Origin of the sequence: Bacillus sp. Leaf49 (genome assembly GCF_001426125.1) — a bacterium.
Classification (GTDB): Bacteria; Bacillota; Bacilli; order Bacillales; family Bacillaceae; genus Bacillus; species Bacillus altitudinis.
Genome location: NZ_LMRK01000001.1, coordinates 222,372 through 248,818, shown reverse-complemented (window position 1 = coordinate 248,818; position 26,447 = coordinate 222,372). Strand labels below are relative to the sequence as shown.

The window sequence follows — 26,447 nt, the reverse complement described above, 5'->3', positions numbered from 1 at the left end:
GTCAAAATGAGAGAAGCAGTGATTGTAGCTGGCGCAAGAACACCAGTAGGGAAAGCCAAAAAGGGATCATTAAAACATGTCAGACCTGATGATATGGGCGCATTGTGTGTAAAAGAAACGCTAAAGCGTGCCGGTGATTATGATGGAACAATCGATGATTTAATCATCGGATGTGCGACACCAGAAGCAGAGCAAGGGCTGAATGTGGCCCGGAATATTGGGGCATTAGCAGGTTTGCCATATACAGTACCTGCTATTACCATTAACCGCTATTGCTCTTCTGGTCTGCAGTCAATTGCTTATGCAGGTGAACGAATTATGCTTGGGCAGGCAGAAACCATTTTGGCCGGAGGCGTCGAATCGATGTCGCAAGTCCCAATGATGGGTCACTCCATTCGTCCAAACGCTCTTTTGACAGAGCAAGCGCCTGAATACTATATGAGCATGGGCCACACAGCGGAGCAAGTGGCGCAAAAGTATCAGGTCACAAGGCAAGATCAAGATGCTTTTGCGGTGAGGAGCCATCAAAAGGCAGCAAAGGCACTTCAAGAAGGGAAATTTTCAGATGAAATTGTTCCCGTTGATGTGACAGAAAGACGGGTAGGAGAGCAGAATCAACTAGAAGAACGCCAATTTACGTTCTCACAAGATGAAGGTGTCAGAGCGGGCACAACAGAGGAGGTTCTCTCAACGTTACGACCTGCCTTCTCAACAAAAGGCACAGTGACTGCAGGAAACTCTTCGCAGACGAGTGATGGAGCGGCATGTGTCATGATGATGGATCGCGAAAAAGCATCTTCTCTTTCTCTTCAGCCGCTCGCCAAGTTCAGAGCGTTTGCTGTTGGTGGTGTACCACCTGAAGTCATGGGAATTGGGCCGGTTGAAGCCATTCCGCGTGCGCTGAAAATCGCTGGTCTAGAGCTGAAGGACATCGGGCTGTTTGAATTAAATGAAGCATTTGCTTCTCAGGCGATTCAAGTCATTCGTCATTTAGGGATCGATGAAGAGAAGGTAAATGTCAACGGCGGCGCCATTGCATTAGGACATCCGCTAGGCTGTACAGGAACGAAACTCACGCTGTCCCTCATTCATGAAATGAAACGGCGAAATGAACAATTTGGTATTGTGACGATGTGTATCGGCGGGGGCATGGGAGCAGCAGGCATTTTTGAATTGATCTAAAGGGGGAAAACAGGATGAAAGCAATGGAAGAAGTAAAAAAGGGTGGCAGTTTCTTAATTGATGAGACGAATTATGAGCATATCTTTACACCAGAGGATTTCTCTGATGAACATCAAATGATCGGGAAAACAACAGAAGATTACATTTTACAAGATGTCGTTCCGCACATCGATCAAATTGAAAATCATGAATTCGAGCATTCTGTTCGTCTCTTGAAAAAGGCTGGAGAGCTTGGCCTGCTTGGTGCTGATGTTCCTGAGGAATTTGGCGGGCTTGGGCTAGATAAAATCAGCTCAGCCATCATTACTGAAAAATTTGCAAGAGCAGGCAGCTTCTCTCTTTCTTACGGCGCCCATGTTGGGATCGGTTCTTTGCCGATCGTGCTGTTCGGCAATCAAGCGCAAAAGGAAAAGTACCTGCCAGGACTCGCCTCTGGAGAAACAATTGCGGCCTATGCCCTAACAGAGCCAGGGTCAGGTTCTGATGCGCTAGGTGCGAAAACAACGGCAGTCCTGAATGAAGCTGGAACACATTATGTCCTCAATGGGGAAAAACAATGGATCACAAACTCCGCATTTGCCGATGTGTTTGTCGTGTATGCGAAGATTGATGGTGAACACTTCTCTGCTTTCATCGTAGAAAAGGATTTTCCTGGAGTCAAAACAGGACCTGAAGAGAAAAAGATGGGCATTAAAGGGTCATCGACGAGAACGTTAATCCTTGAAGATGCCGAAGTGCCAAAGGAGAATTTGCTTGGTGAAGCAGGCAGAGGTCATGTCATTGCCTTTAACATTTTGAACATTGGACGCTATAAGCTGGCTGTAGGGACAATCGGAGCATCAAAACGAGTCATTCAATTATCGGCAGAGTATGCCAATCAGCGCAAGCAGTTTAAAACACCAATTTCTCAATTTAGCTTAATTGGCGAAAAAGCAGCCAACATGTCGGCAAAGCTTTATGCCATGGAAAGTGCTGTATACCGCACAGTCGGGTTATTTGAACAAAGAATGGGTCTGTTAAGTGACGAGGAGCAAAAGGATGGGAAACAAATTGCGCAATCCATTGCAGAATATGCGATTGAATGCTCTCTTTGTAAAGTGCTTGGCTCTGAAACGCTCGATTATATTGTGGATGAAGGTGTGCAGATTCACGGCGGATATGGTTTCATGCAAGAATACGAAGTCGAAAGAGCCTATCGCGACTCACGAATTAACCGTATTTTTGAAGGAACGAACGAAATTAACCGATTGCTTGTGCCAGGCACCTTCTTGAAGAAAGCGATGAAAGGAGAGCTTCCGCTTCTTCAAAAAGCGCAAACCCTACAGGAAGAGCTAATGATGATGATGCCGGAAGAGCCGGGTGATCAGCCGCTTGATCAAGAGAAATACTTACTTGCCCATGCGAAAAAGATCGCCTTGATGGTGGCAGGTATGGCCGCCATGAAATATGGGAAAGCATTAGACAAAGAGCAAGAAATCCTTGTGAATATAGCAGATATCGTCAATGAACTCTTTGCTGCTGAGTCGGCGGTCTTGCGTACGGAAAAAGCAATCGCAGCATCAGGCACAGAAAAAAATGCACAAAAGCTTGCGTATACACAAATTTTCACGCAGGAAGCCTTTTTAAAAATTGAAGCTCATGCGAAAGAATCATTGATTGCCATGGAAGAAGGAGATTCACTCCGTATGAGTCTGTCAGCCCTTCGCAAGCTGACAAGATTCACGCCAATGAATGTCATTGCGAAAAAGCGTGAGGTGGCGAAACGAATCTTTGAAGCAGAGAAATATATCGTATAAGACGGCTGAAAAGGTGCGGATATCATGCCGCACCTTTTTGTAAGCATACATTTAGGTTTTTCATATGTTTTGTGATAAAATGTTGTCACTATTTGCAGGAGGTGAAAATGGTGGCTTTAGATTTTTACGAATACCCATCTTGCGGTACATGCCGAAAAGCAAAGAAATGGCTGGAAGAACACAATAAAGACATCAACAGCATACATATCGTCGAAGAGACGCCTGATAAAGAAACATTAAAAGCCCTTTACGAAAAAAGCGGTTTAGAGCTGAAGAAATTCTTTAATACGAGCGGTCAGAAATACAGAGAGCTGCAGCTGAAAGATAAACTTCCTGCAATGTCAGAGGACGAGCAGCTTGAATTACTTGCGTCTAACGGAATGCTAATCAAGCGTCCAATTACAACAGACGGCAAACGAGTGACAGTTGGATTTAATGAAGATACATTTAAAAGCGTCTGGAAATGATGTAACTTTCATTCAGATTGTGGTATCTTCAATATAGATTGTAAGAAAAGACTGGAGGGGTATGAAATGAGCACACCAAAAGATTTACGTTATTCAGAAGAACATGAATGGGTCAAAGTAGAAGGAGATAAGGTGCGTATCGGTATTACGCATTTTGCTCAATCTGAGCTAGGGGATATCGTGTTCGTTGAGCTTCCTGAAGTAGGAGACAAAATCACAGCGGACGAGCCTTTCGGAAGTGTAGAATCAGTCAAAACAGTTTCTGAACTATACGCACCGATTAACGGCACAATCGTTGAAGTGAACGATGAGCTTGATGACAGTCCAGAGTTCGTCAACGACTCTCCATACGAAAAAGCTTGGATGATCGTAGTAGAGCCAGCGGATGCGTCTGAAATCGAGAACTTAATGACAGCTGAGCAATATGAAGAAATGACAAAAGAAGACTAATTCATGTGAAATTGGACACTCTACCTTTATGGGGGGTGTCCAATTTGTCTTTTCAAAAAGAACAGGTGGATATAACAGAGCATGTCACTGGACGATTCAAAGAGAGCGGCATGGTGCTTTACCATCAAAACGAAGAGATTGGCACGATGATTAGTGAAAATCAATATGAATTAAAATCAGGTTATTCCTATGATCAAAACCGTTTTTATCGTCTGTCAGATACGTTGACCCATGGGACTGAAAAATATGTAGACTGTGACGATGAAAATGGCTGGTGCTAATCACAGATAAGGCTGTAGTGAGTGAATGCTACAGCCTTTTTGTTGATCAAGTGCCCAATCTTTACAACCCGAATGAAAGATTGTAATCTAAGGAAGAAGTGAATCAACGTCAAAAGGGCCAGGTGATCGTGATGAATGTCGAGATAGAAAAGGTCATCATTGTAGAAGGTAAATCAGATAAACAGAAGCTAAAAGAAGTCATAAGTGAACCTGTTACCATCATTTGCACCAATGGCACGATCAGTACATCGAAGCTGGATCAGCTTGTGGACGATTTATTCGGGAAAGACGTTTACATATTAGCAGACAGTGACGATGCTGGCGACAAACTGCGGAAGCAATTCCGAAAAGAATTCCCTGAAGCACTGCATCTTTTTGTCGACAGAACGTACCGCGAAGTGGCCGCTTCACCGTCAGCCCACATTGCATCTATTCTATTAGCTGCAAACATTGATGTTCATTCGAAATATTTATAAGGGTGACGTATATGAAAGAGATTGAAGAGCATGAATTCAAGGAGATAGAGGACGATTTATTTCTTTTGTACTTATATACACCATTTTGCGGAACATGCCAGCTGGCAAAGAAGATGCTGGCAGTGGTTGATGCCATGCAGCCGGAAGTTCCTTTTTATGAAAATAACTTAAATTACTCGCCAAGTTTTGCAAAAGCATTTGAGATCGAAAGTGTCCCTTGCTTTCTCCTGTTTAAAAAGGGTGAAATCGTGCAAAAAGGCTATGCCTTTCACTCCGTTCCATATCTTCACGAAATGATTGAAACCGCTAAATAAAGCGGTTTTTTGTCATATTTCAAGCAATTCATTTGAAAATTTGTCGAGCTATTTATAAAGGACAAGCCGATGTTTGTAGAGAAATGTTATGTATAACCAAATGACAGGGAGGTTATACATGTGGAAAATGTGAAAGCCCATGGAAGTGCAGGGCAGCGATTATTGTTAAAGCCGTTGCTCTCATCATCATCCTTGAAGATTACATTTGAGGCGGAAACGGACTCTTGTACATTGATTGTGGATGAACGTGGTGAAGTGAAGAAACTACCTGCAATTGAGTTATCGGATCTCATCTTTTATGGTGAGCGAAAAGAGATTTTGCAATTATTAGATGGAGACATGTCCTTACAGCAGCTGATCAGCAGAGGACAAGTGAAAGTGAAAGGCTCATTTCGAGCTCTTCTAAGACTAGAAGCGGTACTTTGGCTGACGAACGGTTTTTTTCGAAAAATGATAACGTAGTCGTTTACTTGGAAATTAGCGATTTACAGCGTTGACATATCTCAGATAGCATGATATTCTACGTTAGTAAAAACATGAACATCACATAAAACAACATATTTTCTCTTATTAAGAGAGGTGGAGGGACGTGCCCTATGAAACCCGGCAACCGTCAGCATAGCTGAAATTGGTGCCAATTCACTCAAAGCCGCAACGCTTTGAAAGATGAGAGAAAGGCGTATTTGATATAAAAGGCCTTTCTGCTTGCGTTGCAGTTAGGTCTTTTTTACTGACCTTGCGTCAGGCTAGAGTCATAACAGTCGGAAGAATAATTGAACGTATGTGATGGCAACCTATAGATTCAGCAAGAAAGCAGGTGAACAGACTGTGATCCATTTACAGAATGTATCAAAAACGTATCTTTCAAAAAGCGGAAATGTTGATGCCGTGAAAGACGTCAACTTGGATATCGATAAAGGTGAAATATTCGGAATTATCGGGTATAGCGGCGCTGGGAAAAGCTCCTTGATTCGCCTATTAAACGGTCTGGAGTTGCCAACAGAAGGAATCGTTGAAGTGGCAGGCAACCGGATCAATGAAGTATCGAATGCGAAACTTCGGAAAGCAAGACAAGAAATCAGCATGATTTTCCAACACTTTAACTTGCTCTGGTCAAGAACAGTGAGACAAAATATTATGTTCCCGCTCGAGATCGCAGGTGTACCAACGTCAAAACGGAGAGCTCGTGCAAACGAACTGATTAAATTGGTCGGTTTAGAAGGAAAAGAAAATGCATATCCTTCTCAGCTCAGCGGCGGGCAAAAGCAGCGTGTAGGGATTGCGAGAGCATTAGCGAATGACCCAAAAGTTCTGCTATGTGACGAAGCCACTTCTGCGCTTGATCCACAAACAACGGATTCCATCCTTGAGCTTTTAGCCGATATTAATAAACGACTAGGACTCACCATTGTATTGATCACACATGAAATGCACGTCATTCGCAAAATTTGTCATCGTGTGGCAGTGATGGAGAATGGCCGTATTGTCGAAGAAGGCGAAGTATTACGTGTCTTCAGACAGCCGAAAGAAGAAATGACGAAGCGATTCGTGAAACAGCTTGCTGAACCAGAAGAAGCAAAAGAAACGATCGAGCACGTCCTAGAGAGAGTAAAAGAAGGTCAGGTCGTCAGGTTGTCCTTTATTGGAGATTCTGCCGAACAGCCGTTGATCACGGAAATCATTCGATCCTTCAAGGTCGATGTGAACATCCTGCAAGGAAAGATTTCTCAAACGCAGGAAGGCGCGTTTGGAACACTCTTTATCCATATTAATGGAGACGAGAACGAAGTTGAAAAAGCCATCGCCTATATCCAAAGCAAACAGGTTGAAATCGAGGTGATGACACATGTTTGAGAAATGGTTTCCGAACGTTGATCTAGAGGTTATTTGGAACGCGACGGGTGAAACGGTGTATATGACACTCATTTCATTGGCATTTGCCTTTGTGATCGGTATTATTCTTGGCCTACTGCTCTTCCTTACAGGAAAAGGCGGTCTTTGGGAAAATAAACCGATCAATGCTGTCATCGGCGCAGTCGTCAACATTTTCAGATCGATTCCTTTTATCATTTTAATTATTCTTTTACTAGGGTTTACGAAATTTTTAATGCATACAATTTTAGGCCCAAATGCAGCATTACCAGCCCTTGTCATTGGCTCAGCTCCTTTCTACGCACGTCTTGTTGAAATTGCACTGCGTGAAGTAGACAAAGGAGTCATTGAAGCAGCAAGATCTATGGGAGCAAAAACGTCGACCATTATTTTCAAAGTATTGCTGCCAGAATCACTGCCAGCCCTTATTTCAGGAATTACTGTAACAGCGATTGCTCTGATTGGCTCTACTGCGATTGCAGGAGCAATTGGAGCAGGCGGACTGGGTGACCTTGCTTATGTAGAAGGATACCAATCTGGTAATACAGATGTCACACTTGTAGCCACTGTGTTTATTCTGATCATCGTCTTTATCATTCAAATAATCGGTGATTTGATTACAAATAAAATTGATAAACGTTAAGGGAGGAATTATTCATGAAGAAATTGATTTTAAGTGCACTATTTCTAGCATTTGCAGGCATTTTAGCTGCTTGCGGTTCATCAAATAACGCAAGCGATAACAAAACCATCACGGTTGCCGCTTCAAAAACACCACATGCCGAGATTCTTGAAGAAGCAAAACCACTTCTAAAAGAAAAAGGCTACGATCTAAAAGTGAAAGTACTGAGCGATTATAAAATGTACAACAAAGCATTAGCTGAAAAAGAAGTGGATGCGAACTTTTTCCAACATATCCCTTACTTAAACGAAGAAAATAAATCAAACAAAGATTACAACCTAGTAAGTGCTGGTGCCGTTCACCTTGAGCCTTTCGGTATCTACTCTAAGAAATACAAATCAGTAAAAGATATTCCAAACGGCGGCACGATCATCATGACAAACAACGTAGCTGAGCAAGGACGTATGCTTGCCCTATTACAAAATGCTGGTGTGATCAAGCTTGATCCAAAAGTAGATACAATCAACGCAACAGTCAAAAACATCAAAGAAAACCCGAAGAACCTAAAATTCAAAAAAATCGCTCCTGAACTAACAGCGAAAGCTTATGAAAACAGTGAAGGCGACGCTGTATTTATTAACGTTAACTATGCGATCCAAAATAAATTGAATCCGAAAAAAGATTCAATCGAACTTGAGCAAACGAAAAACAACCCGTATGCAAACATCGTCGCTGTTCGCAAAGGTGACGAAAAATCAGAGAAGATCAAGGTATTATTGGAAGTTCTTCACTCTGATAAAATCAAAGAATTCATCGACAAAAAGTATGATGGTGCAGTATTGCCTGTATCTGAATAACAACTTGTAAACCTCGCTTTCATCAAAGCGAGGTTTCAACGTGTAGACAAACCCTCGCATTCGTTGTCAGGTCTGCGCTCCGGTGCTCACGAATGTCAAATTCGCTCTGCTCCGGTTCTCGCCCTTCCTAGACTGCAAAGGTTTTCTATCACGCTGAAAAAAGAAGACAAAGGGCTAAAATAAAGATCATTTTAGCCCTTTGTCAATAATCTGCAACCTCGCTTTCATCAAAGCGAGGTTTTTTTGTGTATTTTTTCAAATCTCGCTCATAATAAAAACGAACAAATGACTTGAAGGGATGGAATGAAGATGAATGAACAACATATGAGCGGATCGATGCAACAATCACTGACGGATTATAAAACGGCAATGGGTGAATTTCAGAAGAAAATGCCGGTGTTTGGCAAGAAATTTAATGAATTTACGGAGCAGTGCTTTCAGAGCGATTCCTTAACACAAAAAGAAAAACAAATGATTGCCCTTGGCATCAGCATTCATGCACAAGATGAATATTGCATGATCTATCATACAAAGGGAGCGCTCGACCAAGGCGCAACAGAAGAGAATTTGCTGGAGGTCGTCAGTGTGGCGGCAGCGTTTGGCGGCGGTGCTGCGCTAAGTCAAGGCATCACAGTTGTTCAGCAATGTATTGATGAATTTGGAGGACAGACGCATTAAGGGAAGGATAAGATGGTATTTTTCCAAATCAGGGAGTTGAGTCGTTCTCAGCCGGTTGTGTGAGAAAATATGCCAGCATAGCGCGCTATATCCCTTTTGAGTGAAGCAGCGTGCCTTTGATACAATGAAGCTACACTCAAAGAAGGGAATGGTTTATTATTTGTTCGGACCATAGTACACTGGGATTGGATTATACCGCCGAGATGGAAAAGGCCATGCATAAAGCTCATGGCATGAGCTATGCAGAGTACGAAAGAGACCATGACTTAAGGATGAAAGTGGAATATAAACGAGAGCAGTCCTATCGAGATGAGAAAAGGCAGCTCGCAAAAATGAATATACGAGGCTATTGATAGCTAAGGGGCGGGGAGAATAGTTTCCCGTCCTTTCTTTATGAAAACAGTCTTTTCGACATAAATCCTTTTATCTACCTGTATTTTTTGTTAGAATTTTGAGAGCATCCTCTCACGCTTGTCGTGAATGTGTTGTATTCACTTTTAATTTGTTATAAAATTAGAATGAGAATAAATTGAGAATAATGATTATTTTGGAGGTATCGATATATGACTGCTTCGACATTAACAATTAAGGACTTGCACGTTGAGATTGAAGGGAAAGAAATCTTAAAAGGTGTAAACCTAGAAATAAAAGGTGGAGAATTCCACGCAGTAATGGGACCAAACGGTACAGGTAAATCTACTTTATCTGCTGCAATCATGGGCCACCCTAAGTATGAAGTGACAAAAGGCAGCATTTTGCTTGATGGCGAAGATGTTCTTGAAATGGAAGTAGATGAGCGCGCTCAAGCGGGTCTTTTCCTTGCAATGCAATATCCATCTGAAATTAGTGGTGTAACAAATGCAGACTTCCTTCGTTCGGCTATTAACGCACGCAGAGAAGAAGGCGATGAAATCTCTCTCATGAAATTCATCCGCAAAATGGACGAAAACATGGAATTCCTTGAAATGGACCCAGATATGGCACAGCGCTACCTAAACGAAGGTTTCTCAGGCGGGGAGAAAAAACGTAACGAAATTCTTCAATTAATGATGATTGAACCAAAAATCGCCATCCTTGACGAAATCGACTCTGGTCTTGATATCGATGCACTGAAAGTTGTTTCTAAAGGGATTAATAAAATGCGAGGCGAAAGCTTCGGCTGCTTAATGATCACTCACTATCAGCGCCTATTGAACTACATCACACCAGATCACGTTCATGTTATGATGCAAGGACGTATTGTGAAATCTGGCGGACCAGAACTCGCGCAGCGTCTAGAAGCAGAAGGTTATGACTGGATTAAAAAAGAGTTAGGAATTGAAGACGAAACTGTTGGTCAAGAAGCGTAAGCGTTAGGAGGATTATTGATGACATTAGAAACGAAATTATCAGTAGATCAAGATTATGTCAAAAGCTTCTCCGAGAAGCATCAGGAACCGGCATGGATGAGTTCCCTTCGCTTACAGGCTCTTGAAAAAGCAGAAGACCTTCCAATGCCAAAGCCTGACAAAACGAATATTTCAAAATGGAATTTAACCAATTTCAAACAGCATACAGTTGAAAGTGCGCCATTTGGATCTTTAGAAGAGCTTCCTGAAGAAGTGAAATCTCTTATTGATTTAGAGGACACAGATAAGACAGTCTATATACAGCGTGATCAAACGCCAGCATACTTGTCTCTTTCTAGTGAAGCAAAAGATAAAGGCGTGATCTTCACTGATATCCATACAGCGATTCGCGAACATGGAGAGCTAGTGAAGAAATATTTCATGACTGATGCAGTGAAAGTGGATGAGCACAAACTAACAGCTTTACATGCTGCTTTAGTGAATGGCGGAGCTTTCCTCTATGTACCGAAAAACGTAGAGCTTGAGGCACCAATTCAAGCCGTTTATCTTCATGAAAATGACGAAACAACGTTGTTCAACCATGTCATCGTTGTAGCAGACGATCATAGTGCTGTGACATATGTCGAAAACTACATCAGTACGGCAACACCAGAAGAAGCGATCTTCAATATCGTGTCTGAAGTCTTCACAGGTGCAAATGCCCGCGTCACTTACGGTGCAGTGGATAATCTTGCAGAAGGTGTGACAGTCTATGTGAATAGACGTGGTATGGCAAATGGTCGTGACAGTAAAATCGAATGGGCGCTTGGTCTGATGAATGATGGAGACGTTGTGTCTGAAAACATCACAAAGCTTATGGGCGACGGTACATTCGGTGATACAAAATCAGTTGTTGTTGGCCGCGGGAATCAAACGGAAAACTTCACAACAAGCATCATCCACTTCGGTAAAAACTCTGAAGGGTATATCTTGAAGCATGGTGTCATGAAGGATCAAGCATCTTCTATCTTTAACGGGATTGGTAAAATCGAGCATGGCGCAACGAAGTCAAATGCGGAGCAAGAATCTCGTGTTCTCATGCTGAGTGAGAAAGCACGCGGTGACGCTAACCCAATTCTTTTAATCGATGAAGATGATGTAACAGCAGGGCACGCTGCGTCTGTTGGGCGTGTTGATCCAATTCAACTCTATTACCTCATGAGCCGTGGGATTTCCAAAGAAGATGCAGAAAGACTTGTCATTTATGGCTTCTTAAATCCAGTCGTCAAAGAACTGCCGATTGAAGGAGTTAAAAAGCAGCTCGTTTCTGTGATTGAAAGGAAAGTAAAATAATGAATATCAAAGACGTTCGTGAGCAGTTTCCAATCCTTCATCAGCAAGTGAACGGACATGATTTGGTGTATTTGGACAGTGCAGCGACATCTCAAAAACCACGAGTTGTCATTGATGCAATGAATGAGTATTACCGGTCTTACAACTCGAACGTCCACCGGGGTGTTCATACCCTTGGCACAAAAGCAACGGACGCATACGAGGGTGCAAGAGAGAAAGTTCGAGCATTCATTGGTGCTTCTTCTGTCCAGGAGATTATTTTTACTAGAGGTACAACAACCGCACTAAACACAGTGGCAATCAGCTATGCAAGAGCAAACCTTAAAGAAGGCGATGAGATCGTCATTACGCATATGGAACATCATGCGAATATCATCCCTTGGCAGCAGGCAGCAAAAGCAACTGGCGCCACATTGAAATATATTCCGTTACAGGAAGACGGCACGCTGTCGCTTGAAGATGTGAAGCAAACCATCACACATCAAACGAAAATCGTTGCTGTCACACATGTCTCAAACGTATTAGGAACCATCAACCCAATTAAAGACATCGCAAAGATTGCTCACGATCACGGTGCAATTATTGTCGTCGATGGTGCCCAGAGCACCCCGCACATGCAAATTGATGTTCAGGATCTAGATTGTGACTTTTTCGCTTTCTCTGGGCATAAAATGTGTGGACCGACTGGCATTGGTGTTCTTTACGGGAAGAAGGACCTTTTGAATAATATGGAGCCTGCTGAGTTTGGCGGTGAAATGATCGACTTTGTGGATCTATATGATTCTACATGGAAAGAGCTGCCGTGGAAATTTGAAGCGGGAACACCGATTATTGCAGGAGCAGTTGGACTCGGAAAAGCGATTGATTTCTTAAATGACATCGGTATGGAGGAAGTCAGCCGTTACGAGCATCAGCTTGCGACTTACGCACTTGAGCGCTTTAAGGAGCTTGAAGGTGCCACGGTTTACGGACCGCAGCACCGAGCTGGACTTGTGACGTTTAACTTAGACGACGTCCATCCTCATGATGCCTCAACTGTTCTAGATACGGAAGGTGTCGCCATTCGTGCTGGACATCACTGTGCACAGCCGCTCATGAAATGGCTTGGTGTATCAGCGACTGCAAGAGCAAGCTTCTATCTGTACAACACAGAAGAGGAGATTGACGAGCTCATGGCAGCGCTCCGTAAGACAAAGGAGTATTTTACGAATGTCTTTTAATGTAAACTTAGACACACTGTACAGACAAGTGATTATGGATCATTATAAAAATCCGAGAAACAAAGGTGTGTTAAACGACAGCATTGTCGTCGATATGAACAACCCTACGTGTGGTGACCGCATTCGTCTCACGATGAAAATCGAAGACGAAAAAGTCATCGATGCGAAATTTGAAGGAGAAGGATGCTCGATTTCGATGGCATCTGCCTCTATGATGACGCAGGCGATTAAAGGGAAAGATATTGAAACAGCTTTGAAAATGTCTCAGATTTTCTCCGATATGATGCTAGGAAAAGAATACGACGATTCCATTGATCTTGGTGACATTGAGGCGCTGCAGGGAGTCGCAAAATTCCCGGCACGCATCAAATGTGCAACATTATCCTGGAAGGCGCTTGAAAAAGGCGCATCTGCCGAAGATAACGGCAAATCATAAGATTGGAGTGAAAATGGATGGCTAAAAAAATGCCAGATGTTGGTGAATATAAATACGGCTTTTCTGATAAAGACGTTTCCATTTTCCGTTCAGAGCGCGGACTGACAAAAGAGATCGTTGAAGAAATTTCTCGTATGAAAGAAGAGCCTCAGTGGATGCTCGACTTCCGTTTGAAATCTCTTGAGCACTTTTACAACATGCCGATGCCACAATGGGGCGGAGATTTAAATGCATTAAACTTTGATGAAATTACGTACTACGTAAAACCATCAGAACGCTCTGAGCGTTCTTGGGATGAAGTACCAGAAGAAATCAAACAAACCTTTGATAAGCTTGGAATCCCTGAAGCAGAGCAAAAGTACTTAGCTGGTGTATCTGCTCAGTATGAATCTGAAGTTGTGTATCACAACATGAAGCAAGATCTTGAAGATCTAGGCATTGTGTTTAAAGATACAGACAGTGCATTAAAAGAGAACGAAGACATCTTCCGTGAGCACTGGGCAAAAGTCATTCCTCCGACTGACAACAAATTTGCTGCGCTTAACTCGGCTGTATGGTCTGGTGGTTCATTCATCTACGTACCAAAAGGCGTAAAAGTAGATACACCACTTCAAGCATACTTCCGAATCAACTCTGAGAACATGGGGCAGTTCGAACGTACACTGATCATCGTTGATGAAGGCGCACACGTGCATTACGTAGAAGGTTGTACAGCTCCAGTTTACACAACAAACTCACTTCATAGTGCGGTTGTTGAAATCATCGTGAAAAAAGGCGGCTACTGCCGTTATACAACGATTCAAAACTGGGCAAACAACGTCTTCAACCTTGTGACAAAACGTACAGTATGTGAAGAGAATGCAACAATGGAATGGATTGATGGAAACATCGGTTCTAAGCTGACAATGAAATACCCAGCTGTCATCTTAAAAGGTGAAGGCGCTCGTGGTATGACATTAAGTATTGCCCTAGCAGGTAAAGGTCAGCACCAAGATGCAGGTGCGAAAATGATTCACCTTGCACCAAACACATCTTCAACGATCGTATCGAAATCGATTTCCAAACAAGGCGGTAAAGTCACATACCGTGGAATCGTACACTTCGGACGCAAAGCAGAGGGTGCACGCTCAAACATCGAGTGTGACACACTCATCATGGATAACAAATCAACATCTGATACGATTCCTTATAATGAAATCTTAAACGACAACATTTCATTAGAGCACGAAGCGAAGGTATCAAAAGTATCAGAAGAGCAGCTATTCTACTTGATGAGCCGCGGAATTTCTGAAGAAGAAGCAACAGAAATGATCGTCATGGGCTTCATCGAGCCATTCACAAAAGAACTGCCAATGGAATACGCCGTTGAAATGAACCGTTTGATTAAGTTTGAGATGGAAGGTTCTATTGGTTAATACAGAGGATTGAAAATGATTGATATAAGAGGTTGATGAAGCGTGCCGAATTTGTGCCGGTCAAGAGACCTTTTAGTGTAGGAGACGAACTTTTTAAGTTCGTCTTTTTCTATTTCATTGGTTACATCTAAGTTGACTAAAAAATGTAAAAATCTTTATTGAATGATACTGGAGTTAAGATTTCTCTTTTCACTAAGAAGGTTAAAGGTAAACAAGAGTGGAAAGATCCTACATCTGGTTGGTCCATTTCAAGAGATTTTGGGAAAGGGAATTCTCATGGAGGAAGTTACTACAAATTAATGAATAAATCCGGAGAGCGTATAGCTACACTAAATAAAAGTGGTCGAGTATTAATAAAATAAGAATTGTACATAAAAGAATGAATGGAGAATGAGATATGGTTCACCTAGATTATTTACAAAGTGAATTCAATATTGATTTAATTAATGATTCCTTTAACGAGTTACCTCTAAGCCTTCATATTCAACTCGAAAAAGATATGTATCAGTTTAATGATCAAGGCCATTTAAATCCTCAATATTTTAATAAGGTTTATAATGTTGCAATAAGTATATTTGATGAACTTTTTGGGGAGAACGATTTATTGTTCGTCGTCACAATTGTTCGAAGCGAGCATTCATTACAGAGGCCGATAGGAGTATATAGTAAGTATTCAAAAAAAATTAATAAATACAGACTCAATGTAAAAAATTCTAAAGATGAGAATGGAAAAGTCATTCAGTATTCTTTAGAAACAAAAAAACAGCATATAGAGTACAAGAAAATAATCAAGGCTATATGTAATCAAGATTTTAAAAGTATGGCTCCGAGGTTCAATGACAAATATAGTAGTTATCCTGAAATATTCTTTATAAATAAAGATTTTATTTATCATATTTATGATGACAGAGGGGCATTCTTATTATTTAAGGATGAGAGAAAGTATGAAAAATTTAAAGCAAAGTATAGTACTTTACTGGTAGGAGAAGATTATAATTAAAAGAAACTCTCTTATTGTTAGTTTCCTCATTTGCGTTTGACCGCATTGAGAAAACTTTTTCATCAAACTCTTTTCTAAATGATCATAAATACTTGCAACATATAATTTAGTACTGTATAGTTCTATTTATGACAAAGGTGAAATTAATGAATCAAAAACGTGTGCTTGAAGTAGCTGCAACTTTATTTTTAGAAAAAGGGTTTGCTTATACGAGTATGGACGAATTAGTTCGTGTAAGCAAAGTGTCAAAGTCGAATGTGTATTATCACTTTTCTAATAAGGAAGAATTATTAGAAGGGGTCGTTGATTATTGGATTGACATGTATCAATCTGCAATGGAGGACGTACTGTCTCAGACCCAATTTTCAGTTGAAAATCGAATTCAACTGTTTTTAAAGCAATTATCACAAGGAGTTCAGGCGAGAGAGTATAAGGGCGGCTGTCCATTTATTACTCTTTATATTCAAAGCCCTGTAAAGGCCACACAAATAAAAGAAAAAATAGGTCTTTTTTTCACAGGATTACAAGAGAAAGTTTCTCTATTACTGAAACAAGGGGTAGAGAATGGGGAATTCAGACATACGATTCATATTGATGAGGTGGCATCACTTTTTATGACAAATCTTGAAGGAGCGTTATTTATTTCAGAAACATTGAAAGATGCCACTGTCATCACAAAAACAGCAGATCATTTATTTAACTTGCTTCGATAAAAGAAGCATTTTTTTTACATCAAATTAGTACTATGTAGTACTAAAAAGGAGATTTCACATGAAAACAGTATTTTTAACGGGTGGAACAGGGTTTATCGGAAAGCAATTAGTCGAAGAATTAGCGAAAGAGGATGTGAACATTCTTCTTTTAGTAAGGTCAAAAAGTAAAGCAACACGCATTTTTCAAGAAAGAGGTATTTTAGAAGAGTCAGTGATGCACTTTGTTGAAGGTGATTTGACGAAAGTCGATTTGGGTCTAAGTGCTGAAGATCAGGAGAGGGTATTGAAAACGGATGTGATCATTCACGCAGGAGGACCCATGGATATTCAAGCGACAAGTAAAGAGGCAGCTTCCGTCTTTTTAAATGGCGCCAAATATATTGGTGAATTAGCTAAAAGTATTCATCAATCGAAGGGCTTGCAGCAATTTATTCATGTTGTCGGTTATATGAGTCCCTTTGATGATCAAAATAGCAAGATTGCCATCGACGTGTTTGAAGAAGGAAACGATTACTTGAAAATAAAAAATCCTTATGAGAGAACAAAGTTTTTAGCAGATCTTTATATTCGTCAGCAGGCATCAGCAGTAGGTTATCCGCTTTCTGTCATTAATCCGCCAACTGTCGTTGGTAGTAGTCAAACAGGGAGTACAGAGCAAATTGCAGGATTGGGTTTGCTTGTAAAGAGTATGCGAAGAGGGCTCATGCCGGTGATTCCTGGAGGTAAGGACTATCGGTTACCACTTATTTCAAACGATGAGTTTGCGAAGTGTATTGTACAGGTTTTCAAGTTGGAGCAGCCGGCTATTCAAACATATACACTTGTTGAAGACAAAGAGCACGATCAGAACGTTGCTGGACTATTAAGTATGATGTCAGAAAGTATGAATATGAAGGCACCAAACATCTCTGTCCCAATGCCACTGATGAAAGCTATCATGAAGAGTGGTGTAAGTAAACTCACAAACATTCCTTCTGACGGATTGAATTTTATGACAAAACGAACGTTTTCAAATGTTTCAGCGAAAAAAATAATGGGAGAAGATTGGTTTAAGAAGACGAGTGTCATGACATTTTTCCCTGCTGTAGTAGCGGATCTAGATTATCGAATGATGGCTCAAAATGGTGAGCACCAACATTTATTTAAACGAACATTATGCGATAATAACACCCTTTACCAATTACAAGGAGAGGGGAAGCCGTTTATTTTATTACATGGTTTATTGAGTGATGGAGAAGATTTATTTCCTTTAGCACAAGAGCTTCATGAGAAAACAGGTCAACCTGTATGGATCTTGGACCTTCCTGGTTTGGGGCGTTCTCCATTTAAACGAGCGAAACATCTTCTAGACATCTATTTAAATGTAGTGAAAAAAGTAATAGAGAAAGCGACGAATGGTGCACATCTAATCGGTCATTCATTCGGTGCGTATATTCTTCTAGAAGCTTTAGCACAAAATTACATAGATAAGAAGTATTCCATCACTTTACTTCAGCCGCCTGTTGCTAAACAAAAGGCAAAATCACTTCATGTTCCTCAATTTCTGAACAAATGGACATTAAGATTGGCAACGACTCATTTGATAGAGCGTTATGTATTAAGAAATGGTTTGTTTGAAAGCACGAAGAGCATCCCTGAAAATTATATTGAAAAAATCAGAAACAGCTTTACTTCTCCTAGAATTTTAAATACAACGGTTCAGCTTAACCATTTATTACGGAAAACCGATCAAGGTGACTTTAAAGAAGTTACAAAGGATAACTTACACATGATTTGGGGGGAGTATGACAGAGGCTATTCTGCGCCATCGCATCTTGGGAAGGTTGATTTTGTTCCGTATGGCCACCATTTCCCTCTTAGCCACCCGAGTGAAACGGCAGCATTAGTCATCAATAATATTTGTACTAGTAGATAGGAGTCACCCCAAAACGAAAAATAAGATTGATGACAAGTGAGCAAAATTTTTCGTTCTGGGTCTTGAAAATATAGAGGTTAACGATGTGCATAAAACGCATCTAAGGTTTTCGTCATATCATCAGATGCAGATTGTAAGATAGTCCTTTGATCTAAAATCGCTGTTCCTTGTGCCCGGACAATATGAAATTGTTGAAAACCCATCAAGTTTTGGAATATTTCCTTTAGATAATAATATGAAAATTCCAGTGGTGTGTACCGATCGTTATTTGTGAAAATTGAGCCACTTGCTTGAAGCAAAAGTACACGATAATCATCAGTCATCAGACCAACTGAACCCTCTTCTGTATACTTAAACGTTTCTCTCGCAATAAAGATATTATCTATATAATCTTTCATTCGTGAAGTCACATTGAAATTATGAACAGGTGATACAATCACAATTCGATGATGTGCTTTGAATTGAGCCAATAGAGCAGATGAAGCAGCGGCGATTTTTTCTTCGGCAGCTGTTAATGATTGTTCAGATGCTTGCTTATCCCAAATTCCTAGCAGCTGGTCTATTTCGATACGAGGAATTTCAGTTCCATATAAATGTAAAATGGTTGGTTCCTCATGAGGAAATCTTTCTTTAAACTGCTTTAAAAATAGTGTTTGCAGTTTGTTTGAATAACTTTCTCGATGAGTGAAATCTGGGTGCGCGTTAATGATTAGTGTTTGCATATACATGCTCCTTTTCTTTTGATAAACTGAGTATAAAATAAAAAGGTGACACAACATGGCACCTTTTTCAGAAGGAAAATCAAATGAAAAAATCAGAACGATTAAACCAAGAGCTTATTTTTTTAAGCGATAAATACTCATTTCAATTAAAAGATTTAGAAGCGGAATTCGGTATTTCTAAACGTACGGCTTTAAGAGATATGGAAGAGCTAGAGTCCATGGGCTTAGCTTTTTATGTTGAAAATGGCAGACATGGAGGATATCGGCTCGTGAATCAATCTCCATTGGTTCCGATCTATTTTCAAATAGATGAAGTTCAAGCCATTTTTTTCGCTCTTAAAGCCCTAGATCTGTTGTCAGCAACACCGTTTAAAAAGTCTTACTCACAGATTCGTCAAAAACTGTTTGCTACAATGTCTGATGAGAGAAAACATCGGATCACGGAGATTTTGGATGTGATTCATTACTATCATGTCGCGCCAGTGAGTGAACAACATCATTTGGATTTGATATTGCAGGCAATGATGGAAGATCAAATCGTGAAGATGACATACACTCAATATGAACATAAAAGGATCAGGCTACAATTTCTTGAGTTGTTTTATCGAAATGGAATTTGGTTTACCGAAGCATTTGATGTTCAGAATAAAAAGTGGGGCGTCTACAGATGTGATTGTATGACGGACATGATGATCGAAGAAGAAACGAAAGACACTTTTACGAAGGAAGAATTAAAAGCACTGCAGCTCGAGTACGAAAAAACTTATCATGATATCTCTTTTAAATGTCGATTAACGGAACAAGGGAAAGAGAAGTTTTTGAAGAATCATTATCCGAATATGAGATTGGAGATCATTGATGATACGCCTTATATTGTAGGGGGGTACAACCAAGAAGAATTATCGTATATGACTCACTATTTGATCTCATTTGGGAAACATATCAAAATTGAATACCCCGATGAATTAAAAGAGAGTTATTTGACTCAATTGCGAGAAATGATGGATCAATATATAAAATGAACGGATTGTATCTGAAACACAAAAACTCAACACATGAAAAAAGGCGAACTGTCGTAATTCGCCTTTTTTCTATTACTTCGCCGCCTGAAATGTATTTGTTTTCGATTTGTCATTGATCTTTCCATACGTCAGCTGACGCCAGATAAATTCCATCGGTCCAGACTTAAATCGCTTTAACCATAACGTACTGAAAAGGACAAGGAAGGCATACACGCCAATGCCAATGAAGAACGTACCAGCGGGTTGAAGATGATCTGCAAGTCCGGCTCCATATTTCAGAAACAGCACTGTTCCAATGATCGAGTGAAGCAAATAGCAGGTCAGGGACATCCGTCCGACCTTGGTAAAAACCATCAAAGCACCTCGCAGCTGAGGAACGTGCAAAAACAGCATCGCAAGTGAACTCATATAGAACATACTGCCAGTTAATCCTCCGTTTTGCTCAAGTGCAGAGATAATGTTCATCCATGGCGTATGTTCAAAAGGGGTGACCGCAGTCATAATCGTGCTGCCTTGTGTGATAAGAAAAGCGATTGTACAAATCATCCAAATACGATTCCAAATCGCTTTTTTCGTCTCCATGTTTTTGAAAAACGACATTTTCACAAAATACACACCAAGTAAAAACATGAAGAACATGGAATAGACGGTGGAAAATGAGCCCGAAGCCATCGTGACCATATCCGTCCACCGGTCACCTATCGATGCTAAATAAGTCAGACTGTTGTGACTGGTCAATTCAAAATCGGCAAAATCCGGCTTGCCTGATGATCCTGTACTGATGGTGTTGAGCAGCATTGAGAAAAGAGGCGTGAGCAATTGAATCACAAAGAGTGTGATCAGCCAGTACAGGATGGTTTTGGCTGTGCGTTTGTAAAAGAAAAGCAGTAAAAAGCCTGCGACAGCATAATAGGTTAAAATATCTCCAATCCATACAAACGTGACATGCAGAAGACCAATCCCTAAGAGAATCGTTAATCTGCGAGCAAACAACTTGTTCGGGCTGTCCACCTTTTGAGCGGCTCGATCCATAAATATCATAAAACCAACCCCGAATAGAAAAGAAAATAACGTAATGAATTTCCCTGAGGCGAACCAATTCACCAAGTTGTGAAATACATCATTAGACTCCATCTCAAATCCCTTGACCGAATCCACAATCAAAAAATAGTTGACCAAAATAATTCCCATTAAGGCGAATCCTCGTACGATGTCCAAGAAATGCACCCGTTCTTTAAGACTCATTGGTTGTCCGTGTTCTACTTTGCTTACATTCATATTAATGCTCCTTTTCGTGTATTGGATCTAAAGATAGATCCTTCAATGAATCAATATACAGGCCAATTCTTAATCATTTATGAAGATCCAATTTTTTGAAAATAAATGTGACAACTTGATGGCAATTGATCATATTCATAAACACTTAAGATTTATGGTGTATCTTTTCACATAGCTAGATGATATATAGTAATAACATATAAGAATGAACATCATGAAGGATGAGGTGATTGAGACATGACCCATCGAATATTAGTTGTAGAGGATGATCAGGAGATCGGTGATCTTTTGCAGGAATCCCTGACACGTACAGGGTATGAGGTGTTGAGAGCCATGAATGGCAAGCAGGCATTGTATGCTGTAGATGATTCGCTTGATTTGGTGATTTTGGATGTTATGATGCCAGGTATCTCCGGTATAGAAACGTGCCAGCAAATAAGAGCCTCCTCAAACGTTCCCATTTTATTTCTGACAGCCAGATCAAGTACATTGGATAAAACAGAAGGATTACTCGCTGGCGGAGATGATTATATGACAAAACCTTTTTCAGAAGAGGAGCTTCACGCTAGGGTCATGGCGCAATTGCGCAGATATACCATCTATCAGGAAAAAAAGGAACAGGAAGAAACCTATTTAGTTGGCGGTAGCCTGAGGGTGAGTGAGGAATTTAATGAAGTGTGGAAAAGTGGGCAGCAAATCAAGTTATCTGATTTAGAATATCGGATATTAAAACTGCTCATGAACAAACGAAACAAAATATTTTCTGCTCAAAATATTTATGAAAGCGTGTGGGGCCAGCCTTATTTTTATTGTTCAAACAATACGGTTATGGTGCATATCCGAAAGCTGCGTGCGAAAATTGAAGATGACCCGGCTCGTCCCGTGTATATCAAAACAGAATGGGGGAGAGGATACCGGTTTGGCACATCGTAAATATACGCTGACCAAAAAGCTGTCACTGCTCATTTTGGTCGCTGCTATCGTAAGTGGTGTTGTCTTTTTGACACTGCAAAAGATCACCGATCACCTGATTGAAGGATATTTAAGTTCGGATGAGTACTATAAGGAAGAATCCGCTAGATACATTCAAACATTTAGCCGCTATGTTTCAGAACATGAGCTGACTTCAACGGATCGAAAAGCATTCGGTGAGTGGGTGAAAAAAGAAGATTATATTAATCTCACTGTTTACAAGGATGAAGTGCTTCAATATGACTCGATTTACTCTGCCGCTGACGAATTGGCCTATGGGAAAGAAAAGGTGACCGACTACGCAAAGCGTCATTCTTACCCGGTTCAATTTAGCGACGGAGAAGGTAGGGTTATGGTAGACGGATTTTACTCCTCTCGATATCACGATCTCGCCTTTACACTAGAACTGCTTGGTGCAACACTCATTTTTCTCCTGATTGTGCTTGTTGGCATTCGCCGAAGTCTGCGGTACTTGCAAACGATCCGTGAAGAGATTCATATTCTTGAAGGCGGTGAGCTCGATTATGAGATGACAGTGAAGGGGCATGATGAATTGGCCATGATTGCAAAGAGCATTGAGGATTTAAGAACAGCCTTTTTGGACAAGCTTCAGGCTATTGATGATCTGCAGGAAGAGAGCCGCAGCTTGGTGACCGAAATGTCGCATGATATGAGGACCCCGCTGACATCACTCATCATGAATCTGGAATTTGCGAAAAAAGAGGAGGCTCTAGCGGATACCCGCAAGGAGAAGTATATAGCGAGTGCGTATGGAAAAGCCCTGCAATTAAAGAATCTGTCTGACAATCTATTTGCCTATTTCCTGCTAGATAAAGAGCACGAGTCAGAGCTTGAAACCGTTGCAGTGAAAGAAGTGATTTATGATCTTCTATCAGATCAGGTCGCCCTGCTGCATCAGGAGAATTTCACGGTCCATATTGTAGGCGAAATGCCGGATAGCTATATTAATGTGAATGTCGAGGAGCTTGGCAGAGTATTTGATAATGTGATGTCTAACTTACGTAAATACGCAGATCCTGAAAAGGACATTCAGATCACTTTTTTATCCGACCAAGATGTCTTTGAAATCCATGTGAGCAATGCGATAAAAAAGACAGACATCATTCCGGAAAGCAATGGACTCGGAGAACGAAGCATCAAGCGGATGATGTCCCGAATGCATGGACAGTTTGAAAGTGTAGAAAAACACGATACCTACTACATCGTGCTGCGATTTTGGAATACCAAAATGTAGAGAGCAAAAACAACATCATGGAATGGGGAAACAATCTGATGAAACGATTCAACAATTTCCAAAAGGTACCTGATCTTCTGCAAGCCCTTCTGAATATCTGCCTGTTCTTTCTAGCGATTGCGCTAAGCGTACTCTTAATTAGTGAAACATGGTACATCGTACAATTCGTCTATAAAACAGTGTTTAACAAAGGAGAAAGCTATTATGGAATGCTTGGCGAGCTGCTGATCTTCTTTATGTATTTTGAATTTATCGCCTTAATTATTAAATACTTTAAATCCAACTTTCATTTTCCGCTGCGTTATTTTATTTATATTGGCATCACAGCTGTCATCCGTTTGATTATCATTGATCATGAACAGGCCGTATCGACATTCTGGTGGGCACTGGCCATTCTTGCGATGACCTGTGCACTCTTTATCGCGAGCAAAAGAGATACTGCTCATGAGCATGAGGAAGTGAAGTGAGGAAGAAGAAGGACGAGTGGTCAACACTCGTCTCAGCATGTAGACAAACCCTCGCATTCGGTGTCAGTCCTGCGCTTCGRTGCTCGTCCTTCCTAGACTGCAAAGGTTTTCTATCACGCTGAAAAGAAGACAAAGGGCTAAAATAAAGTTCATTTTAGCCCTTTGTCAACAATCTGGGACGAGTGGTCAACACTCGTCTTTTTTGTGTTTAAATGAACAGTTTTTGAATATGTGTTGATTAATGAACAATGATTGAAAGATTGACAATTGATGATGATGTATCTAGAAAATATAATATAAATAGACAGGTGTTCATAAATGAATAGATGTATAGAAAAAGTATTCTGTCCAAAGCAGTTAACGGATTCACAAGTTCTTATGTTATGCTTTAGAAAAAGAGAAACCATTCTTTTCCTAGACATTGATTGTCATCATTCTATCTATAGGGGTCGATCGTATGCGAAGTATTCAAAGTTTGTTTGTTGAATGGTTACTTGTACTTACAAAGAAGAAACTAAATGTTGAGGGGTATTTAGAAGAACGAAGAATGGCGAATCAATTACCTTATGTGCTGCCTGAGAAGTTGAAAAAGAAATATCACATCACCAAAAGCAGCACGTTTTCAGTCGATACGTACATGTTGAAATCAGATTTGCAGCCAGATGATCATCAGGTGCTATTTTTACATGGAGGAGGCTATATTGAGCAGCCGCTCGTATGGCATTGGCGTTTCTTGGATCGATTGACGAAGCAATTAAATAGTACGGTGTATGTGCCAGTTTATCCTAAAGCACCGAATCATCAGTATATGGATGCAATCGAGAGTGTTCTCCCAGTTTACCAAGCTCTTTTAGAAAAAGGAACACCAGAAAAAATCGTCATCATGGGTGATTCTGCTGGCGGCGGTTTATCGCTCGCCTTTGCTCAATACTTAGCAAAAAAAGGTCTCCCGCAGCCTGGAAACATGATTCTATTATCACCATGGCTTGATGTGACATTAAGTCATCTTGATATCGCTAAAATGGTTCCAAAAGAGCCAATGCTCAACCTAGATTTACTGATCGAATCGGGCAAAGCCTATGCAGGTGATACAGATGAAACACATCATTTGATCAGCCCGATCTATGGAGAAATCAAATCGTTAGGACGAATTTCTGTTTTTATTGGCACTCATGAATTCTTTCTCCCAGATGCCCGGAAATTTAAAGAGATGGCAGACAAGCAGGGTGTTCCCATCAACTATATCGAATACCCAAAAATGAATCACGTCTTTCCTGTCTTCCCTATTCCCGAAGCGAACCAAGCGTTAAAACAAATTGTCGCTATTATTGAGAGCAAGACGTTCCCTTTGAGGGATATGACAAAATAGGATGCGAATATGAGAATGGCCAGCAATGCTCTAGCCATTCTCGTTTCTAATTGGAGGATCAAAAGTTAATTATGAACGAAACAGAACCGTTCTCATTTACAAGTATGCAGGAAGCAGCTCCTGTAGCTATTCCAGAAAGACAGTTCATTCAATCACATGACGGCATACGTCTTGCTTATTATCCGTTTTTATCAGAAACAAACACGCAGACCAATGTGATCATCATTCATGGCGGAGGCGCTCACAGCTTGGCTGGTTATGAGCATATTGCCTATACATTGCAGCATGATTTTCACGTGAATGTGTTTTTGCTGGATTTGAGAGGTCACGGACATTCTGGAGGAAAAAAGGGAGATACACCCAAAGTCACTGACGTATGGCAAGATATTTCGCAAGTTGTGGATGTCATCAAACAGCAGCACGAAGGAGCACTTTATCTTTGTGGTCATTCCTCTGGAGCTGGATTGCTGCTTCAATATCTATCTTGGGATGAAAAAAGAAAAGTAGATGGTTACTTTTTTATTGCTCCTGAATTTGGCTACAAATCTGACACAGCGAAGTCTAATCAAGTCCCTTTTGCCACAGTTCAAGTTTGGAAATTTGTGCTATCTGCGATGACAAAAGGAAGGCTGATGGGGCATTCAGAAGCTGTACGATTTCACTACCCATCATGGGTGATTGCACAAGATCCACTTCTTTTAACAGGCATCACCATCAATATGTCTCTTGCCTTAACACCATCTGCACCTCAAAAACAATTTGCAAGGCTGGACCAGCCTTATGGCATGTTTGTTGGAAGTGAGGATGAGTTATACGACGTAGACAAATTTCATCCGTATCTGACGCTTCCAAATCAGCAGGTGAAAAATCAATCTGTTTACCAAGTGATAGAAAACCATACTCATTTGTCCATTTTACTAGAATCGGGAAAAAAGATTGGGCATACAATCCAAATGTGGAAAAGTTCCAATTAACCTAAACAACTAG

At 40.7% G+C, this 26,447-nt stretch carries 29 protein-coding genes and 1 riboswitch; of the genes, 27 read left to right on the top strand and 2 right to left on the bottom strand.

Annotated features, from left to right (window positions below; translation table 11 throughout):
- The first annotated feature begins 6 nt into the window (after window positions 1-6).
- The 21 genes from ASG46_RS01415 to ASG46_RS01320 all read left to right on the top strand — a co-directional run bounded on the left by ASG46_RS01415 (window position 7) and on the right by ASG46_RS01320 (window position 18,375).
- Window positions 7-1,182, top strand: a complete 1,176-nt coding sequence (locus tag ASG46_RS01415; RefSeq protein WP_019743167.1) for an acetyl-CoA C-acetyltransferase — start codon at window positions 7-9, stop codon at window positions 1,180-1,182.
- Between the two features lie 14 nt (window positions 1,183-1,196).
- Window positions 1,197-2,978, top strand: coding sequence for an acyl-CoA dehydrogenase family protein (locus ASG46_RS01410; RefSeq protein WP_017359285.1), 1,782 nt, complete (start codon window positions 1,197-1,199; stop codon window positions 2,976-2,978).
- 110 nt (window positions 2,979-3,088) lie between these two features.
- On the top strand, window positions 3,089-3,445 hold the full coding sequence (locus tag ASG46_RS01405) for an arsenate reductase family protein (RefSeq protein ID WP_008356673.1): 357 nt from the start codon (window positions 3,089-3,091) through the stop codon (window positions 3,443-3,445).
- 66 nt (window positions 3,446-3,511) lie between these two features.
- A complete protein-coding gene (gcvH, locus tag ASG46_RS01400) occupies window positions 3,512-3,895 on the top strand; it encodes a glycine cleavage system protein GcvH (protein ID WP_008347039.1) in 384 nt (127 codons plus the stop codon).
- A 44-nt stretch (window positions 3,896-3,939) separates the two neighbouring features.
- On the top strand, window positions 3,940-4,176 hold the full coding sequence (locus ASG46_RS01395) for a YusG family protein (protein ID WP_008347037.1): 237 nt from the start codon (window positions 3,940-3,942) through the stop codon (window positions 4,174-4,176).
- 131 nt (window positions 4,177-4,307) lie between these two features.
- Window positions 4,308-4,652, top strand: coding sequence for a toprim domain-containing protein (locus ASG46_RS01390; RefSeq protein WP_008347035.1), 345 nt, complete (start codon window positions 4,308-4,310; stop codon window positions 4,650-4,652).
- An 11-nt stretch (window positions 4,653-4,663) separates the two neighbouring features.
- Window positions 4,664-4,966, top strand: coding sequence for a thioredoxin family protein (locus ASG46_RS01385; protein WP_007500346.1), 303 nt, complete (start codon window positions 4,664-4,666; stop codon window positions 4,964-4,966).
- Window positions 4,967-5,086: 120 nt separating this feature from the next.
- Window positions 5,087-5,428: an SCP2 sterol-binding domain-containing protein gene (locus tag ASG46_RS01380; protein ID WP_008347033.1), complete on the top strand. Its 342-nt coding sequence runs from the start codon at window positions 5,087-5,089 to the stop codon at window positions 5,426-5,428.
- A gap of 102 nt (window positions 5,429-5,530) precedes the next feature.
- Window positions 5,531-5,639, top strand: a riboswitch (SAM riboswitch).
- Window positions 5,640-5,794: 155 nt separating this feature from the next.
- Window positions 5,795-6,820: a methionine ABC transporter ATP-binding protein gene (locus ASG46_RS01375; RefSeq protein ID WP_017359288.1), complete on the top strand. Its 1,026-nt coding sequence runs from the start codon at window positions 5,795-5,797 to the stop codon at window positions 6,818-6,820.
- Window positions 6,813-7,481, top strand: a complete 669-nt coding sequence (locus tag ASG46_RS01370) for a methionine ABC transporter permease (RefSeq protein ID WP_008347031.1) — start codon at window positions 6,813-6,815, stop codon at window positions 7,479-7,481. Before ASG46_RS01375 ends, ASG46_RS01370 begins: the two co-directional genes overlap by 8 nt.
- Window positions 7,482-7,495: 14 nt before the next feature.
- Entirely contained in the window at window positions 7,496-8,317 is an 822-nt protein-coding gene (metQ, locus tag ASG46_RS01365) for a methionine ABC transporter substrate-binding lipoprotein MetQ (RefSeq protein ID WP_056702694.1), read from the top strand.
- Window positions 8,318-8,626: 309 nt separating this feature from the next.
- Entirely contained in the window at window positions 8,627-8,995 is a 369-nt protein-coding gene (locus ASG46_RS01360; RefSeq protein WP_003212803.1) for a carboxymuconolactone decarboxylase family protein, read from the top strand.
- Between the two features lie 215 nt (window positions 8,996-9,210).
- Entirely contained in the window at window positions 9,211-9,348 is a 138-nt protein-coding gene (locus ASG46_RS21065) for a hypothetical protein (RefSeq protein WP_162839378.1), read from the top strand.
- A 210-nt stretch (window positions 9,349-9,558) separates the two neighbouring features.
- Window positions 9,559-10,344: a Fe-S cluster assembly ATPase SufC gene (gene sufC / locus ASG46_RS01355; protein WP_007500355.1), complete on the top strand. Its 786-nt coding sequence runs from the start codon at window positions 9,559-9,561 to the stop codon at window positions 10,342-10,344.
- A gap of 18 nt (window positions 10,345-10,362) precedes the next feature.
- The gene (gene sufD / locus ASG46_RS01350; protein ID WP_025207941.1) at window positions 10,363-11,676 is read left to right on the top strand and encodes a Fe-S cluster assembly protein SufD; all 1,314 of its coding nucleotides are present in this window, start codon (window positions 10,363-10,365) and stop codon (window positions 11,674-11,676) included.
- A complete protein-coding gene (locus tag ASG46_RS01345) occupies window positions 11,676-12,896 on the top strand; it encodes a cysteine desulfurase (RefSeq protein ID WP_007500359.1) in 1,221 nt (406 codons plus the stop codon). Before sufD ends, ASG46_RS01345 begins: the two co-directional genes overlap by 1 nt.
- Entirely contained in the window at window positions 12,886-13,332 is a 447-nt protein-coding gene (gene sufU / locus ASG46_RS01340; protein WP_008347017.1) for a Fe-S cluster assembly sulfur transfer protein SufU, read from the top strand. The genes ASG46_RS01345 and sufU overlap by 11 nt, the downstream gene beginning before the upstream one ends.
- A gap of 17 nt (window positions 13,333-13,349) precedes the next feature.
- A complete protein-coding gene (gene sufB / locus ASG46_RS01335; RefSeq protein ID WP_007500362.1) occupies window positions 13,350-14,747 on the top strand; it encodes a Fe-S cluster assembly protein SufB in 1,398 nt (465 codons plus the stop codon).
- Between the two features lie 397 nt (window positions 14,748-15,144).
- On the top strand, window positions 15,145-15,747 hold the full coding sequence (locus ASG46_RS01330; protein WP_046526625.1) for a DUF3885 domain-containing protein: 603 nt from the start codon (window positions 15,145-15,147) through the stop codon (window positions 15,745-15,747).
- Between the two features lie 146 nt (window positions 15,748-15,893).
- Window positions 15,894-16,460, top strand: coding sequence for a TetR/AcrR family transcriptional regulator (locus ASG46_RS01325; protein WP_056702693.1), 567 nt, complete (start codon window positions 15,894-15,896; stop codon window positions 16,458-16,460).
- 58 nt (window positions 16,461-16,518) lie between these two features.
- On the top strand, window positions 16,519-18,375 hold the full coding sequence (locus ASG46_RS01320; protein ID WP_056702689.1) for an alpha/beta fold hydrolase: 1,857 nt from the start codon (window positions 16,519-16,521) through the stop codon (window positions 18,373-18,375).
- Window positions 18,376-18,452: 77 nt separating this feature from the next.
- Here the strand turns inward: ASG46_RS01320 and ASG46_RS01315 are convergent, their stop codons facing one another.
- Complete coding sequence (locus ASG46_RS01315; RefSeq protein WP_056702686.1) at window positions 18,453-19,097, bottom strand: FMN-dependent NADH-azoreductase; 645 nt, start codon at window positions 19,095-19,097, stop codon at window positions 18,453-18,455.
- Between the two features lie 83 nt (window positions 19,098-19,180).
- On the opposite strand from ASG46_RS01315, the gene ASG46_RS01310 reads away from it, so the two are divergent.
- On the top strand, window positions 19,181-20,119 hold the full coding sequence (locus tag ASG46_RS01310; RefSeq protein ID WP_056702684.1) for a helix-turn-helix transcriptional regulator: 939 nt from the start codon (window positions 19,181-19,183) through the stop codon (window positions 20,117-20,119).
- Window positions 20,120-20,191: 72 nt separating this feature from the next.
- Here ASG46_RS01310 and ASG46_RS01305 read toward each other — a convergent pair whose 3' ends face one another.
- Window positions 20,192-21,397, bottom strand: coding sequence for a DUF418 domain-containing protein (locus ASG46_RS01305; protein WP_056702682.1), 1,206 nt, complete (start codon window positions 21,395-21,397; stop codon window positions 20,192-20,194).
- 237 nt (window positions 21,398-21,634) lie between these two features.
- On the opposite strand from ASG46_RS01305, the gene ASG46_RS01300 reads away from it, so the two are divergent.
- The 5 genes from ASG46_RS01300 (at window position 21,635) to ASG46_RS01280 (ending at window position 26,434) form a co-directional block, all read left to right on the top strand.
- Entirely contained in the window at window positions 21,635-22,330 is a 696-nt protein-coding gene (locus tag ASG46_RS01300; RefSeq protein WP_035701293.1) for a response regulator transcription factor, read from the top strand.
- On the top strand, window positions 22,317-23,624 hold the full coding sequence (locus tag ASG46_RS01295; RefSeq protein WP_056702681.1) for a HAMP domain-containing sensor histidine kinase: 1,308 nt from the start codon (window positions 22,317-22,319) through the stop codon (window positions 23,622-23,624). Before ASG46_RS01300 ends, ASG46_RS01295 begins: the two co-directional genes overlap by 14 nt.
- Window positions 23,625-23,662: 38 nt before the next feature.
- Window positions 23,663-24,091, top strand: a complete 429-nt coding sequence (psiE, locus tag ASG46_RS01290; RefSeq protein WP_024719769.1) for a phosphate-starvation-inducible protein PsiE — start codon at window positions 23,663-23,665, stop codon at window positions 24,089-24,091.
- Window positions 24,092-24,548: 457 nt separating this feature from the next.
- Window positions 24,549-25,460, top strand: a complete 912-nt coding sequence (locus ASG46_RS01285; protein WP_056702680.1) for an alpha/beta hydrolase — start codon at window positions 24,549-24,551, stop codon at window positions 25,458-25,460.
- A 71-nt stretch (window positions 25,461-25,531) separates the two neighbouring features.
- Window positions 25,532-26,434 carry an alpha/beta hydrolase gene (locus ASG46_RS01280; RefSeq protein WP_025207930.1) on the top strand — a complete coding sequence of 301 codons (903 nt, stop codon included), beginning with the start codon at window positions 25,532-25,534 and terminating at the stop codon, window positions 26,432-26,434.
- The last annotated feature ends 13 nt before the right edge of the window (window positions 26,435-26,447 follow it).

Bases quoted from the DNA above. Each gene is read 5' to 3' on its own strand.
- ASG46_RS01285 (WP_056702680.1), top strand. From the start codon at position 24,549: ATGCGAAGTATTCAAAGTTTGTTTGTTGAATGGTTACTTGTACTTACA.
- ASG46_RS01305 (WP_056702682.1), bottom strand. From the start codon at position 21,397: ATGAATGTAAGCAAAGTAGAACACGGACAACCAATGAGTCTTAAAGAA.
- ASG46_RS01300 (WP_035701293.1), top strand. From the start codon at position 21,635: ATGACCCATCGAATATTAGTTGTAGAGGATGATCAGGAGATCGGTGAT.
- gcvH (WP_008347039.1), top strand. From the start codon at position 3,512: ATGAGCACACCAAAAGATTTACGTTATTCAGAAGAACATGAATGGGTC.
- ASG46_RS01330 (WP_046526625.1), top strand. From the start codon at position 15,145: ATGGTTCACCTAGATTATTTACAAAGTGAATTCAATATTGATTTAATT.
- ASG46_RS01345 (WP_007500359.1), top strand. From the start codon at position 11,676: ATGAATATCAAAGACGTTCGTGAGCAGTTTCCAATCCTTCATCAGCAA.
- sufC (WP_007500355.1), top strand. From the start codon at position 9,559: ATGACTGCTTCGACATTAACAATTAAGGACTTGCACGTTGAGATTGAA.
- psiE (WP_024719769.1), top strand. From the start codon at position 23,663: ATGAAACGATTCAACAATTTCCAAAAGGTACCTGATCTTCTGCAAGCC.
- ASG46_RS21065 (WP_162839378.1), top strand. From the start codon at position 9,211: ATGCATAAAGCTCATGGCATGAGCTATGCAGAGTACGAAAGAGACCAT.
- ASG46_RS01320 (WP_056702689.1), top strand. From the start codon at position 16,519: ATGAAAACAGTATTTTTAACGGGTGGAACAGGGTTTATCGGAAAGCAA.
- ASG46_RS01385 (WP_007500346.1), top strand. From the start codon at position 4,664: ATGAAAGAGATTGAAGAGCATGAATTCAAGGAGATAGAGGACGATTTA.
- ASG46_RS01360 (WP_003212803.1), top strand. From the start codon at position 8,627: ATGAATGAACAACATATGAGCGGATCGATGCAACAATCACTGACGGAT.
- sufD (WP_025207941.1), top strand. From the start codon at position 10,363: ATGACATTAGAAACGAAATTATCAGTAGATCAAGATTATGTCAAAAGC.
- ASG46_RS01370 (WP_008347031.1), top strand. From the start codon at position 6,813: ATGTTTGAGAAATGGTTTCCGAACGTTGATCTAGAGGTTATTTGGAAC.
- ASG46_RS01415 (WP_019743167.1), top strand. From the start codon at position 7: ATGAGAGAAGCAGTGATTGTAGCTGGCGCAAGAACACCAGTAGGGAAA.
- ASG46_RS01310 (WP_056702684.1), top strand. From the start codon at position 19,181: ATGAAAAAATCAGAACGATTAAACCAAGAGCTTATTTTTTTAAGCGAT.
- metQ (WP_056702694.1), top strand. From the start codon at position 7,496: ATGAAGAAATTGATTTTAAGTGCACTATTTCTAGCATTTGCAGGCATT.
- sufB (WP_007500362.1), top strand. From the start codon at position 13,350: ATGGCTAAAAAAATGCCAGATGTTGGTGAATATAAATACGGCTTTTCT.
- ASG46_RS01280 (WP_025207930.1), top strand. From the start codon at position 25,532: ATGAACGAAACAGAACCGTTCTCATTTACAAGTATGCAGGAAGCAGCT.
- sufU (WP_008347017.1), top strand. From the start codon at position 12,886: ATGTCTTTTAATGTAAACTTAGACACACTGTACAGACAAGTGATTATG.
- ASG46_RS01410 (WP_017359285.1), top strand. From the start codon at position 1,197: ATGAAAGCAATGGAAGAAGTAAAAAAGGGTGGCAGTTTCTTAATTGAT.
- ASG46_RS01315 (WP_056702686.1), bottom strand. From the start codon at position 19,097: ATGCAAACACTAATCATTAACGCGCACCCAGATTTCACTCATCGAGAA.
- ASG46_RS01390 (WP_008347035.1), top strand. From the start codon at position 4,308: ATGAATGTCGAGATAGAAAAGGTCATCATTGTAGAAGGTAAATCAGAT.
- ASG46_RS01325 (WP_056702693.1), top strand. From the start codon at position 15,894: ATGAATCAAAAACGTGTGCTTGAAGTAGCTGCAACTTTATTTTTAGAA.